The sequence below is a fragment of the Brachyspira sp. genome, assembly GCF_029258575.1.
Classification (GTDB): Bacteria; Spirochaetota; Brachyspiria; order Brachyspirales; family Brachyspiraceae; genus Brachyspira.
Map to the genome: position 1 here is coordinate 1 of NZ_JARHYI010000154.1, position 13,512 is coordinate 13,512.

Below are 13,512 nucleotides of genomic sequence, written 5' to 3' on the forward strand. Positions count from 1 at the left end.
AGCCTATATCGCATATAAATAATTCTCCATTCTCATAACATAATAAATTTTCAGGTCTTAATCCTGTAAAAATTATATTAGAATAATAATACTTATTTAATAATTCCTGAAAATCCTTCATTTTTAGATTAAGACTTTTATCAGTTATTTTTTTACTAGGCTTATATTCATAATAAATTATTAAATCCATATAATTATAAAAAATTTCAAAAGGATATAAATAATTTTCTTTCATATTCTTTATTTTATTTGATAATGATATAAAATTAAAATGTATATTATATAAAAAATAATATTTTGGATTTTTTATAATTTTATAGACAAATTTTTTATCTGTATAAACTATTCCCTCTTTACCTTCACCCAAATAAAGCAAATCATCTTCATTAATATTAAAATAGGAAGCTATTTTTGTTTTTGCATCTTTATATGGTATACTATTATCAAATTTTATATAACAATTTATTCTTTTATTTAATATTTTTAAAGCTTCTTCAGGAGAATGAGCTTTATGAATAATATCATCTCTTCTATCATCTAAAGAAGTACCTGCCAATTTTCCAACACAGCCATAATCTCCCAAAACTATAATAAGTTTTCCTAACTTCCAAGCCAATGAAATTTCTATTAATGTTTCCGCTGATCCTCCTATCACTATTAAAGCATCAGCTATAATATTCGCTTCCAATCCAATATATGAATCTTCAATATTACTATTATAATTAGAGGAAATTTTTATAATAGAAGAATCATTATATAATTCAGATTCTGCAGCACCTTTAAAAATCATTTCTGCTGCCTCTCCAAAACATCCGTTTGCAAGAATATATCCATTATCTATTATTAATTTTCCTAAATTATAGGATAAATTTAAAATATTATTATAATCATCATAATTAAATATTCTGCAATATCCTATTACAGCTATTATATTTTTATTCATAACATCACCCTAATAATTCATATAGTTTAATATAATTTATATTAATATATCATAATTTACTTGATAGTCAAATAAATTAAAAAAACACATAAAATAAAATATAAACAAAGAAATAAAAACTCTATATTAATTTGAAATACATATTAATGCTTAATATTGACAAATATATTTTTATTAATATCATTAAAAACAAATATTTATTTTAAGCAGGATATTAATATGATAAATATATTATGTTATGGCGACAGCAACACATTTGGTTCAATACCAAAGGCGAATAAGAGATATTCTATAAATGAAAGATGGACAGGAATATTACAAAATATTTTGGGTAATGATTATAGAATTATTGAAGAAGGTTTAGGCGGAAGAACAACAGTATTCGATGATCCATTTGAACCTGGAAGAAATGGAATAGCATATATAGAAATAGCATTAGAAACTCATAAGCCATTAGATTTAGTTATACTATCTTTAGGTACGAATGATGTAAAGGCACATTTTTCTACTACTTCTAATTTAATTGCTAAAGGAATTAGAAGAATTATATTTAAAATTAGAAATAGCGAAGACCCTATGAATTATAAAAAACCTGAAATTTTATTGCTTGCTCCGCCTCCAATAGGAAATAAAGTTGATATAGTTAATGATTTTTCAGGATTTAATGAAAACTCTGTAAAAATATCTAAAGAATTAGCTGAAAAATATAAATTACTTGCTGAACAAGAAAAAGTTCATTTTTTTGATTTAGGAAGCATAGTACAGGCTAGCGAAGAAGATCAAATACACTTTAATAAAGAATCGCATAAAATAATAGCCGAACATTTATCTAAAGAAATAAAAAATATTTTAATTCATAAAAAATTAATAATCTAAATAATAATAAAAGAAGAGCAGAAATTTTATTTCATACTCTTCTTTTTTATTTTTTATAAGAAATATTTTATTTTACAACTATATTTACAAGCTTTCCTTTGACATAAACAACTTTTATAATATTTTTTCCGTCTGTAAATGCTTTAACTTTTTCACTAACTAATGCCTGAGTTTTTGCATCATCTTCGCTTATATTAACATCAACTTCTATTCTGTCTCTTATCTTTCCGTTTACTTGAAATACTAGTTCAAATGTATCATCTTTGCAGTACTGTTCATCATGATCAACCCAACTTTCTTCAAGTATCATTTTTCCAAAGTTTAATATCTGATAAAGCTCTTCTGTAATATGAGGAGCTATAGGATTAAGAAGTATTAAATACCCTCTTATAACCTCTTTAAACATAGCATAATCATCATTATTATCTAATTTTATAGAAGACATATCATTCAAAAGCTCCATTAAAGCAGCAATTGCAGTATTAAAATGGAATCTGTCTTTTATATCTATTGTAACTTTCTTTATAGTTTTATTGTATTTTCTGAATAATTTTTGTCCTTCTTTTGAGAGATTATTATAATCAAATGATTTTCCATTTTTGAAAGCTTCTTCATCTTTGTACTTTAAGAATAAGTTCCAAATTCTATTTAAAAATCTTGCAGAACCTTTAACGCCTTCATCAGACCATTCTTTATCTTTTTCAGGAGGAGCAACAAACATCACAAATATTCTAACAGCATCAGCACCGAAAAGCTCTATAATCTCAGCAGGATCAACTCCATTAGCTTTAGATTTGGACATCTTTTCCATTTTTACTATTATATCTTCTTTCTTAATGCCGTCTTTTTCATACTCTTTATTATTCATTTGCTCCTGAGTATAGAATTTCTTTAATTCTTTAGCCTCATAGCTGTTAGACAAAACCATACCTTGAGTAAGAAGTTTATTGAAAGGCTCATCTCCTTTAACAAGACCAATATCTCTCATAAACTTGTACCAGAACCTTGAGTATAATAGGTGCATACATGCATGTTCAATACCACCTATATACTGGTCAACCCCCATCCAAGCATTGGTAATATTAGAGTCAAAAGGCATTTTATCATTATGAGCATCTGTATATCTAGCATAATACCAAGAACTACATGTAAATGTATCCATAGTATCAGTTTCTCTTCTTGCAGGAGCACCGCATTTAGGACAGGCAGTATTAACAAATGAAGCAGATTTTTTAAGAGGGTTCTCTCCAACCGTAAACTCTATATCCATAGGCAATGTTATAGGAAGTTCGCCTTCAGACACAGGCACAACACCGCATTTATCACAATGTACAAAAGGAAGAGGATTGCCCCAATATCTCTGTCTTGATATAAGCCAATCTCTAAGTTTGTATTGAACCTGCTCTCTACCGAAACCTTTTTCGGAGGCATACTCTATAGCCTTTTTTATAGCCTCTTTTGAAGAAAGTCCATTCAAAATATCAGAATCAACCACCTTACCGTCCTCAGTATAGGCCTCTGTCATATTCTCAGGTTTCAAAGAATTATCTGCATTCTGTATAACAACTTTTATAGGAATATTATACTTTTTAGCAAATTCAAAGTCCCTTTGGTCATGGGCAGGAACAGCCATTACAGCACCACTACCATATTCAGCCAAAACGAAATTAGAAGCATATAAAGGAGCCTTCTCACCATTAAACGGATTAACAACATATCTTCCAGTAAATACACCTTCTTTTTCATAATCTGTTTTTTGGTCAATTTTAGCAGCCCTTTTTATGAACTCCTCTACAACATTTTTTTGTTCAGCAGTACACATATCCAAAAGCCCTTCATAATTCCAAGCTATAGCCATATAAGTAACACCATAAATAGTATCTGGACGAGTAGTAAATATAGGAAAATCCTTGCCATCATCTAAAGTAAAATGAACATAAGCACCTACACTTCTTCCAATCCAGTTTTTTTGCATAGCTATAACATTATCAGGCCAATAACCTTCTAATAATTTCAAATCAGCATCCAACTGCTCAGCATAATCAGTTACTTTTATATACCATTGCTCGAGTTTCTTTTTAGTAACCTCTCCATCGCATCTCCAACAAGTACCCTCAACAGTAACCTGTTCATTAGCAAGTACTGTATTACAATGATCACACCAATTAACATCTCCGCCTTTTCTATATAAAAGTCCTTTTTCATACATCTTTAATATGAACCATTGTCCCCATTTATAATAATCAGGAAGACAAGTGGTAACCTCTCTGTCCCAATCATAAGAATAGCCCAATAAATTTAACTGTTCTTTCATATTAGCTATATTTTTCAAAGTCCATTTTGCAGGATGAGTTTTATTATCTATAGCAGCATTTTCAGCAGGCATACCGAAAGCGTCCCAGCCCATTGGATGTAAAATATCATATCCTAGCAGTTTATAGTATCTAGCTATAGAGTCAGCTATAGTATAATTAGAAACATGTCCCATATGTATTTTACCAGATGGATATGGAAACATTTCAAGCACATAATATTTTTTGTCTGTAGGTTTAGATACCGTTTTGAAAGACTGATTATCTTTCCAAAATTTCTGCCATTTCTTTTCAATGGTAGTAAAATTATATTCCATGTTTAACACTCCGTAGTTTGATACTACTAAATTTAGTTTACATATTTTTAATCTAAAAAATTATATTGCAAATTCATATATTTTTCAAGTGAAAATTATAAATAGTATTTTTATTTTAATATCTTGATTTTGCCAAAGACCTATGCAAATAAGGTGATTTATGATATTTATCTAAATTAATAGATTCAGTATATAAATCAATAGCTTCCTTATATTTTTATTGCTGATAATTTTTTAAACCTTCATTGAAAGCATTTTTAGTATCAATTATACTATAAAAACTTATCAACATTTTCAAATTCATTATAAAAATACAAAGTTTCTTTTATATTTTTATCAGCTAAAGTTTTCATATAAATGAAATTTACCAAAACAATGGAACCATAAAAAGAAGATAAAAATAACAAATAAAATTATAAAATAAAGGCTGATAATAAAAAAATTAACAGCCTTTTTATTTTTTATAAAAAAAGAAAATCAAAGCATATCTATAAACACAGAAAAATCATTCGATAAATATTCGTCAGATATTTTTATTTTGCATTTTAAATCCAAATCTTTTACTATATCGCAAATCATATTAAATACTTCATCTTTTTTATAATAATAGTATTTATCTCCGTATTTTTCTTTGCAAGAAATATCAAGCAAATTGAAACATACACCTTTCCTAGCAGCAATCAAAAAATCGCTAACAGCATTTCTTAAAAACTCCTCATTATTACCTAGATTAAGATTGAATATACCTGAAGAATATATATAATCAAAATCATCTTCTATATCAGAATTTTGAAAGAAGTCTATAGTCATAAATTGAGGATTAATATTTTTAAAAATTTTATGCTTAGCCCTATCAATCATCTCGGGCATTATATCTACACCTATATAATAGAGATTAATATTCTGCCTGTCTAAATACTCGGCTAAATGCCCCAAACCGCAGCCTACATCAAGAAGTATAGATTTCCTTATATCAAAATGATCCAATAAAGTTTTAAATCTTGCTGACTGAGCTTCTTCAGATTCCCAATCCAATACCTTATATTCAGGTATATTAAAATCTTTTACCCTTTCAATATAATGTTCTATTATAATTGACTTTTTATTCTTATCCATAATCTATTCCAAAATATTTTTTATTTTAATGATAATTTATATATAGTTTTATGATTATAGCTTTTATTAGAATCAAATATAATACTTGGAAAATGAGGGAAATTCATAGCCGCAGGTAAAAACTCTGTTTCAAAACAAAAAGCATTATGCTTATTCAAAACAGTATTTCTAACTGCTCTATTATTAAGCATATTTCCAGAATAGAAATGCATAGCAGGTTTTGTGGTATAAAGCTCCAAATATATTCCTGTATTTTCGCTATAGCATGAAGCCCTTAATTTATTTAAATTATTTTCTTCATTGTTTGTATTAGATAATATATTTTTTTCATTAAAAATAAAACAATTATCATATCCGTTTGTCTTTTCTATATCAGCACCTATTTTCTTTGTCTTAGTAAAATCAAAAGGAGTATTCTCTGTTTTCAAAATATCTCCTGTTGATACGCATTCATCTGTTACAGGTAAATAAAATGAAGAATCTATAAATAAATCATGCTCATATATAGTACCCTCTCCGTTAAGATTCCAATAGGCATGATTAGTAAAGTTTAAAGGTGTAGGAGCATCAGCATCAGCAAAATAGTTTATTAATATTTCATTATCATCTGTCAAAGTATATACTATTTCTATATTAACATTTGCAGGATATCCTTCTTCGCCCTCTTTGGAAAAATATGTAAATGATATAGAATTATTATTTAATAATTTTGAGTCAAATTTTTTAAAAGATATTCCTTCAGCACCTCCATGAAGATGATGCTTTCCATTATCATTTTTAGTTAATTTATATGTTTTACCGTCAAGTATAAATTCTGAATCTATAGTTCTATTGGCTACTCTTCCAACAGAAGCACCTATATAATCATGAGGCTCTAAATAAAATGAATAAGCATCGCTTCCAAATGCTGCCTGCACTTCATTACCGTTTTTATCCTTGAAAAATACACCTGTTATTGAGGCACCTATATCTGTAAGCTTTAATATCATACCATTTTTATTTTTTAATTCATATAGTAAATATCCGCCTCCAAAATTCTTAATCTGCATATTATTAAACTCCATATTATATATAATAAAAATATATTATATCATTGTACCTATTATTTCAATAATATAAAAAATCAAAAAACATAATTATATTTATCGATAAACTGATGAAAATAGTACAATATATATTATCTCATCATATGAAAATATTATGTTATGCTAAAGTACTAATATCAAGAAAAGAAGGTAAATGAACTTATTACAAAATTAATAAAAAATCTTTAGAGAATGCAAAGAGTTATTAAATTACTATACAAAAGAAATATAAATGTAAAAAATATAATATCAAGGAGAGTAAAAATGCAAACGACAAAAAGGAGCTGGAATCGATGCTATTTTATTCATTTATGATGGCTGTTGCTGTTTTATCACTTCCTTTATTATTATACTAAAAGAGTTGTAAAATACCTTTATTAGTATTTTTTGCCAGCATATTAGCTTTAGGTATAATGATTATTAGATTTTTATTAAATATATTAGTATAATTAATTAGATACTATATAATTTTTTTAATTTTAAATTTGCAATTATTTTAATATACCTATAATATGTATTTAAACAGTTGGAGCTATATTATGGCTATAGAAAAAATACAATTTGGATGAGGCTGTATGCCTGACCCTCTAGAGGAGGAGGGTATAAAAAGAGAGGTAGAAAAAATACTTCTTTTAGGAAATGATAATGAAGATTCATTAAATATGCTTGATAATTTAAGAAAAGCTATATTGTATCTAGATTTAGATTTAGAAATAAAATATACAGACAGTAAAAGCAGTATGTCCTACTATGGTGTTATGACTTTACCTGCCCTTATAGTGAATGATGAGCTTATATCCTATGGGGAAGTTTTGGATAAAAATAAAATAATAAATATTTTAAAAGAAAAACTATAAATTGTTAAAATATAATAAGATAGTTTTTTAGTTTTTATTTTAAGGAGGAAATATGTCATTAAAAGATATTTTATTCGGTAGCGGATGCGGCTGAGCACCTACTAATCCCTTCGTTGAAGAGGAAAATAATAAAGAAACGCCTGCAGAGGCAAGAATTAAAATATTAAGTACAGGTTGTTCTAATTGTAAAAAATTAGAAGAAAATACTATAGCAGCTATAGAAGAAGCAAAACTCAATTTAGCTATTAAACATGTAGAAGATATGGCAGAAATAGCTTCTTATGGAGTAATGTCTACTCCTGCATTAGTTCTAGACGATAAAGTGCTTTCTTACGGAAAGGTATTAAGTAAAGAAGAAATTATCAGTATATTAAAAGAAAATCTATAATCATTTTCTAAAATCATATAAGAGCTTGAATATATAAATATTCAGGCTTTTTTTGTTTTTTCATTATTAGTTTTTTATCAATAATTTTTTTCAATATTTATTTGACAATTGATATTTAGTGTACTATCATATTAATATCTGATATATTGGTATACTAGTATATTAATAAATAGATTAAAGAGGTAATAAGATGTCATATATAGTAGGATTTGGAGAGATAATGTTAAGGCTATCATCAATAGATAATGAAAGACTATTCCAATCATCAAAACTTAATGCTACATTTGGAGGTGTTGAAGCTAATATTTGTGTTTTAGCTTCCATTTTTGGTTTAAAAAGTAGATATGTAACTGCACTGCCTAATAATACAATAGGAAAAAAAGTAGAAGAATTGCTTTTAAGTCATGGCGTAGATACTTCTGCAATATCTTGGGAAGGAAAAAGACTTGGTATATATTTTGTAGATCCTGGAAATAATTATAGAAGCTCAAATGTTATTTATGACAGAGAATATTCTTCAATTTCTCAGGCATTAATAGAAGACTTTGATTGGGATAAGGTTTTTAAGGATGCCTCATATTTTCATATAAGCGGAGTAACACCTGCTATAAGTAAAACAGCAGCAGATCTTACATTATATGCAGTAAAAGAAGCTAAAAAAAGAAATGTAAAAGTTTCATGTGACATAAATCATAGAAAAAAGTTATGGAAATATGGTAAAAAAATAGAAGATGTAATGCCTGAAATTGTAAAATATTCTGATATAGTATTTGCCAATGAATATGATGCCATAAAAATATTAGGTATAGAAAGTGATATTGATGTAGATTCAGATATTTCTGATAAGGATTATATAACAATTATGGATCAACTCATTAATAAATATTCATTAGAAACTGTAATAACAACAAAAAGAGAAACTATAGATTCAAACCATAATAATATATCAGCTTTATTATATAATAATAAAAATATATACAAATCAAAAAAATATTATATAAAAAATATTATTGATAGAATAGGAACAGGAGATTCATTTGCCGCAGGTATATTATCAGGTATACATCTTTTTGATAATTATCAGGATATATTAGAATTTGCAGCTGCTTCATTTTGTATAAAACATAGTATACCAGGCGATTGGAATTTGACTACAAAAGATGAAGTAATAAATTTAATGAAGTCTGAAAATGGATTAGATGTTAAAAGATAAATTAATTAAAATATTCAGGAAATTTAGTTTTTAAAAAATCCATGTCATCCTTAACATGAGTTAAATGTACTTCCATTAATGGTATTAATTTTTTTATATTTTGTTCTTTTATTAAAAGAAGTATATTTTTATGCTCCATTAATGTCCTTCTTCTGTCCATTTTCATTATATTAAATATTCTAGCTCTGTTAAAATGTTTTATAAAATCTTTTATTAAATTAAAAGTTAATTTTTTATCTGCTATTGAAAATAGTAATTCATGAAATTCATTATCCAATTTAAGAAGTTCGTAGAATCTATTAGTATTTATATGCTTTCCATATTGTTCTATATTTCTATTTAATAATTTTAAATCTTTTTCTGTATGATTATTACAAACAATTTTTATTATCTCTTTTTCAAGAACCATTCTCATAAAACTAGTTTCTTCAACTATACTAGTATCTATCAATGATACCATAGTTCCTTTCTGAGGATATATCTCGATTAAATTCAACTTTTCGAGCCTAGAAAAAGCTTCTCTTATAGGAGTTCTGCTTATAGATAACACCTCACTAACGATTTTTTCACTAATAAAAGTACCTGGCAATAAACTCATATTTATAATATTGTATTCTAAACATCTTACAGCATAATCCCCTATAGGTTCATTGATTTCTCTATCTAATATTATTAAATTATCAGCATTATTATTCTTGGCTTTAGGCATAATTTAAAAATATATCCTTAATAAATATTAAATTACAAAAATGTTTATTAAGGATATATTATTTAGTAATAAACTTCAAGATATTATTTTTCAAAAATATTTTTTATTTTTTCTGCTAAATGTTCGGCAACTATTTTATGAGATTCTTTAGTAAAATGTATTTGATCTTCTTCACTAGATTTAATAATACTTCCCAAATCAAAAAAATATACATTTTCCTGTTCTGATAATAACTTATATTTTGATGATAATTCTTTTGATACAGATATAGAGTTTTTATCAAATTCTGAAAAATTATTAACTGATTCTACTTTATCTCCTAAAGGAGGAGGTGCTAATACTAAAATTTTAGGCACATTGCATTTTATTTCATAATCATAATTTCTTATAGCTGAAATTATTCTTTTTATTCCCTGTGTAATTGTATTTGAAGGAGCAGAATATTTCACTTTCAAATCATTTGTCCCTAATGATATTATAACTAAATCTAAAGGTTTGCTTATTTCCAAAGTGGCATCTATAGAATGAAGTCCATTTCTTGATGATTTACATGGATCATTAAACATTGTTGTTCTTCCGCATAATCCATTTTCTATAATTCTATATTTATCACCTAATATATATTGAAGTATACCTGTCCATCTTTCATTCACAGCATACCTTTCCATAATAACTGGAACAAATCCAAATGTATTACTATCTCCATAACATAATATATTTATCATTATTAATCCTTTTTTATAAATATTATAAAAATATAATATAGATAAACAAAATTATTTTGTCAAATTTTTTTTTTAAAAAAACAAGTATTTTATTGACAACAATAAATATTTTTACTAAAATACTAGTATGTTAATAAGAAACAATCGGAGGAAAAACATGAAAAAAATATTTTTAATATTATCTATATTTATTATGGGATTAATTATATCTTGCAGTAATTCTTCTAACAATAAGAATGGAACTAGAGTATTAAAGCTGTCCCATCCGCAAGCTGATGGATATCCATTAGATATAGCAGATAAAAAATTTGCTGAAATAGTAAGTAATAAAAGTGCTGGTAAATATATAATAGAAATATATCCATCTTCGCAATTAGGTGATTCAAAGGCATCTTTGGAACTAGCAAAATCTGATGTGATACAATTTGCACATATAAATGCTGCTGTATTAGAAAGTTTTGACTCTATGTTTTTAGCTTTAAATTTACCATATATATTTAAAGACTATACACATTATACAAATGTTATGAGAAACCAAGAGATAACTAAATATTTTGAATCTACAATAAATGACGGATTCATATCATTAATGGCATTGGAAAGCGGTTCAAGAAATATATATACAAAATCAAAACCTATAAATACTACAAAAGATTTACAAGGTTTAAAAATCAGAGTTCAGGATTCACCTACTTCTATAGAAATGATAAAACTTCTTGGTGGAAGTCCAGTAGTTATAAATTATAGTGAAGTATACACATCATTACAGCAAGGTGTAATAGACGGAGCCGAAAATAATTTTCCTTCTTTTGTTGAAACGGGACATGCTGAGGTAGCTAAATATTATTCATTAACAGAACATATGAGAATTTCAGATATATTAACTGTTGGTGCTCCTTTCTGGAATTCTTTATCTGAAGAAGATAAACAAATGTTTAGAGATGCTGCTAGAGAAACCGAAGAATTTTTCTCTGAAATATGGAAAAAAAGTGAAGAAATGAATATGGAAAAAGCTGTTAAAGAATATGGTGTTACAATAGTAAAACCTGATACAACTTTATTTAGAAATTCTGTATTAAAAATGCATGAAGATTTATATACAAAAAACCCAGAACTAAAAGGTATATTAGATTTTATAAAAAGCATGGAAAAATAAAAATATTTATTTAAGGAAGAAAAATGACATTTTTAAATAAAATAAAATCTTATATAGATAAATGCCTATTTATTTTATTATTCTTTATAGTTTCATCTATACTGGTTTGTATATGCCTTCAAGTTTTTTCTAGATATTTATTAAAGCATCCTTTTGTTTTTACAGAAGAATTGGTTAGATTCCTATTAATATGGCTAGGATTATTTGGTGCTAGTTATACTTTTGGAAGAAAAGGACATATAGCTTTAACTTTGATTTTAGATAAATTTAAAGGGAATTTAAAAAAAATAGTTAATATATTAATAAATATATTAGTATTAATATTTTCTGTATTAGTTTTGACTATTGGTGGTTTTAAATTGATACTAATAACAAAAACACAATTATCATCTGTATTAACAATACCAATATGGTGGGTTTATATAGTAGCTCCAATAAGCGGAATAATAACCACTTTTTATCAATTATACTTTATGTTGTTAAATCTACTTAATAAAGGAGAACAACAATGATAATATCTATTATTATACTAATAATAACATTTGCTGTATTTTTACTGCTAGGTCTTCCAATATCAATAACTATAGCATTATCTTCTTTTTTAGTAATGATAATGCATTTACCTTTAGACATGTCAATGTTAACATCAGTGCAGGCTATGATTAATTCATTAAATTCATTTCCTTTATTAGCTATTCCATTATTTATATTATCAGGTTCTATAATGAATACTGGAGGACTTGCTATAAGGTTAATAAATTTTTCAAAATTATTTACTGGAAAATTACCAAATCCTTTATGGCATATTAATGTAATAGCAAATATGTTCTTTGGAGCACTATCAGGAGCAGCAGTTGCAGCAGAAGTTGCTGTAGGAAAAATAATAATACCGCTTGAAGAAAAAGATAATTATGATATGTCTTTTAGTACAGCTGTAAACATTACTTCATGTACAACTGGTTTGCTAATACCACCAAGCAATATATTTATAGTATATTCTCTTGTAAGCGGAGGCACATCTATATCAGCTCTATTTTTCGCAGGATATATACCAGGTATTTTAATGGGATTAGGTATTATGCTTGTATGTATATTAACATCTATTAAAAATAAAACCAAAATTACAAGAGAAAAGATAACTATAAAAGAAAGCCTAATTATAATTTGGAAAGCTATACCAAGTTTATTATTGATAGTCATTGTTATAGGGGGTATAGTTAAAGGAGTATTTACTGCAACAGAAGGTGCTGGTATAGCTGCATTATATAGTTTAATATTATCTTTAATTTATAAAAGTTTAACTTTTAAAAAATTAATTTCTATAATAGAAGATACTATTATTATTTCAGGTATTTCTTTATTCTTGGTGGCTTGTTCATCTATAATGTCATGGATACTTTCTTATTCACATATACCAGAAATTGTGGCAACTGCTCTATTATCAATATCTTCTAATCCAATAATTATTCTTTTAATTATAAATGTTATATTGTTAATAGTAGGATGTTTTATAGATATAACTCCTGCAATATTAATATTTACACCTATATTTCTTCCTATAGTAAAAAGCATAGGAATTCATCCTGTACATTTTGGTACAATATTAGCTTTTAATTTATGCATAGGAATGATGACTCCTCCTGTTGGTAATGCTTTATTTGTAGGATGTTCTTTAACAGGTAAAAAAATAGAAGATGTAATACCTAAAATGATTCCTATATTTGCTGTGCTAGTAATTATACTATTATTAGTTACTTTTGTCCCATCTATAAGTTTATTTTTACCTAAAATAGCTGGACTTTTAAATTAAAATTA

General features: G+C 26.3%; 14 protein-coding genes. 7 read left to right on the forward strand and 7 right to left on the reverse strand.

Going from position 1 to position 13,512, the window contains the following annotated elements:
• The coding region (locus Q1J76_RS12050) for an SLOG cluster 4 domain-containing protein (RefSeq protein ID WP_300370793.1) at window positions 1-943 on the reverse strand (943 nt) is incomplete at its 3' end.
• A gap of 219 nt (window positions 944-1,162) precedes the next feature.
• Between Q1J76_RS12050 and Q1J76_RS12055 the strand changes: the two genes are divergently transcribed.
• Window positions 1,163-1,819, forward strand: a complete 657-nt coding sequence (locus Q1J76_RS12055; protein WP_300370795.1) for an SGNH/GDSL hydrolase family protein — start codon at window positions 1,163-1,165, stop codon at window positions 1,817-1,819.
• Window positions 1,820-1,886: 67 nt separating this feature from the next.
• Here Q1J76_RS12055 and leuS read toward each other — a convergent pair whose 3' ends face one another.
• The 3 genes from leuS to Q1J76_RS12070 all read right to left on the reverse strand — a co-directional run bounded on the left by leuS (window position 1,887) and on the right by Q1J76_RS12070 (window position 6,613).
• Window positions 1,887-4,448, reverse strand: a complete 2,562-nt coding sequence (gene leuS / locus Q1J76_RS12060; RefSeq protein ID WP_300370798.1) for a leucine--tRNA ligase — start codon at window positions 4,446-4,448, stop codon at window positions 1,887-1,889.
• Window positions 4,449-4,925: 477 nt separating this feature from the next.
• Entirely contained in the window at window positions 4,926-5,564 is a 639-nt protein-coding gene (locus Q1J76_RS12065; RefSeq protein WP_300370803.1) for a class I SAM-dependent methyltransferase, read from the reverse strand.
• Between the two features lie 20 nt (window positions 5,565-5,584).
• Window positions 5,585-6,613, reverse strand: coding sequence for an aldose epimerase family protein (locus Q1J76_RS12070; protein ID WP_300370806.1), 1,029 nt, complete (start codon window positions 6,611-6,613; stop codon window positions 5,585-5,587).
• 575 nt (window positions 6,614-7,188) lie between these two features.
• Here Q1J76_RS12070 and sec1 point away from each other — a divergent pair.
• Window positions 7,189-7,506: a thioredoxin-like selenoprotein Sec.1 gene (gene sec1, locus Q1J76_RS12075; RefSeq protein ID WP_300370809.1), complete on the forward strand. Its 318-nt coding sequence runs from the start codon at window positions 7,189-7,191 to the stop codon at window positions 7,504-7,506.
• A gap of 39 nt (window positions 7,507-7,545) precedes the next feature.
• Here sec1 and Q1J76_RS12080 read toward each other — a convergent pair whose 3' ends face one another.
• The gene (locus Q1J76_RS12080) at window positions 7,546-7,743 is read right to left on the reverse strand and encodes a hypothetical protein (RefSeq protein ID WP_300370812.1); all 198 of its coding nucleotides are present in this window, start codon (window positions 7,741-7,743) and stop codon (window positions 7,546-7,548) included.
• Between Q1J76_RS12080 and Q1J76_RS12085 the strand changes: the two genes are divergently transcribed.
• The gene (locus Q1J76_RS12085) at window positions 7,661-7,894 is read left to right on the forward strand and encodes a thioredoxin family protein (protein ID WP_367182157.1); all 234 of its coding nucleotides are present in this window, start codon (window positions 7,661-7,663) and stop codon (window positions 7,892-7,894) included. The genes Q1J76_RS12080 and Q1J76_RS12085 overlap by 83 nt on opposite strands.
• Window positions 7,895-8,084: 190 nt before the next feature.
• Window positions 8,085-9,107, forward strand: coding sequence for a sugar kinase (locus Q1J76_RS12090; protein ID WP_300370815.1), 1,023 nt, complete (start codon window positions 8,085-8,087; stop codon window positions 9,105-9,107).
• Between the two features lies 1 nt (window position 9,108).
• Here the strand turns inward: Q1J76_RS12090 and Q1J76_RS12095 are convergent, their stop codons facing one another.
• Both Q1J76_RS12095 and Q1J76_RS12100 read right to left on the reverse strand, forming a co-directional pair.
• Complete coding sequence (locus Q1J76_RS12095; RefSeq protein WP_300370818.1) at window positions 9,109-9,816, reverse strand: GntR family transcriptional regulator; 708 nt, start codon at window positions 9,814-9,816, stop codon at window positions 9,109-9,111.
• Window positions 9,817-9,899: 83 nt separating this feature from the next.
• Window positions 9,900-10,541, reverse strand: a complete 642-nt coding sequence (locus Q1J76_RS12100) for an SGNH/GDSL hydrolase family protein (RefSeq protein WP_300370821.1) — start codon at window positions 10,539-10,541, stop codon at window positions 9,900-9,902.
• A gap of 157 nt (window positions 10,542-10,698) precedes the next feature.
• Between Q1J76_RS12100 and Q1J76_RS12105 the strand changes: the two genes are divergently transcribed.
• From Q1J76_RS12105 to Q1J76_RS12115, 3 genes are read left to right on the forward strand one after another with little or no spacing between them, the layout of a single operon-like run.
• The gene (locus Q1J76_RS12105) at window positions 10,699-11,697 is read left to right on the forward strand and encodes a TRAP transporter substrate-binding protein (protein WP_300370824.1); all 999 of its coding nucleotides are present in this window, start codon (window positions 10,699-10,701) and stop codon (window positions 11,695-11,697) included.
• A gap of 23 nt (window positions 11,698-11,720) precedes the next feature.
• Window positions 11,721-12,209 carry a TRAP transporter small permease gene (locus tag Q1J76_RS12110; RefSeq protein ID WP_300370827.1) on the forward strand — a complete coding sequence of 163 codons (489 nt, stop codon included), beginning with the start codon at window positions 11,721-11,723 and terminating at the stop codon, window positions 12,207-12,209.
• A complete protein-coding gene (locus Q1J76_RS12115) occupies window positions 12,206-13,507 on the forward strand; it encodes a TRAP transporter large permease (protein WP_300370830.1) in 1,302 nt (433 codons plus the stop codon). Before Q1J76_RS12110 ends, Q1J76_RS12115 begins: the two co-directional genes overlap by 4 nt.
• Window positions 13,508-13,512: the final 5 nt, after the last annotated feature.

Bases quoted from the DNA above. Each gene is read 5' to 3' on its own strand.
- Q1J76_RS12115 (WP_300370830.1), top strand. From the start codon at position 12,206: ATGATAATATCTATTATTATACTAATAATAACATTTGCTGTATTTTTA.
- leuS (WP_300370798.1), bottom strand. From the start codon at position 4,448: ATGGAATATAATTTTACTACCATTGAAAAGAAATGGCAGAAATTTTGG.
- Q1J76_RS12055 (WP_300370795.1), top strand. From the start codon at position 1,163: ATGATAAATATATTATGTTATGGCGACAGCAACACATTTGGTTCAATA.
- Q1J76_RS12100 (WP_300370821.1), bottom strand. From the start codon at position 10,541: ATGATAAATATATTATGTTATGGAGATAGTAATACATTTGGATTTGTT.
- Q1J76_RS12070 (WP_300370806.1), bottom strand. From the start codon at position 6,613: ATGCAGATTAAGAATTTTGGAGGCGGATATTTACTATATGAATTAAAA.
- Q1J76_RS12105 (WP_300370824.1), top strand. From the start codon at position 10,699: ATGAAAAAAATATTTTTAATATTATCTATATTTATTATGGGATTAATT.
- Q1J76_RS12065 (WP_300370803.1), bottom strand. From the start codon at position 5,564: ATGGATAAGAATAAAAAGTCAATTATAATAGAACATTATATTGAAAGG.
- Q1J76_RS12110 (WP_300370827.1), top strand. From the start codon at position 11,721: ATGACATTTTTAAATAAAATAAAATCTTATATAGATAAATGCCTATTT.
- Q1J76_RS12095 (WP_300370818.1), bottom strand. From the start codon at position 9,816: ATGCCTAAAGCCAAGAATAATAATGCTGATAATTTAATAATATTAGAT.
- Q1J76_RS12090 (WP_300370815.1), top strand. From the start codon at position 8,085: ATGTCATATATAGTAGGATTTGGAGAGATAATGTTAAGGCTATCATCA.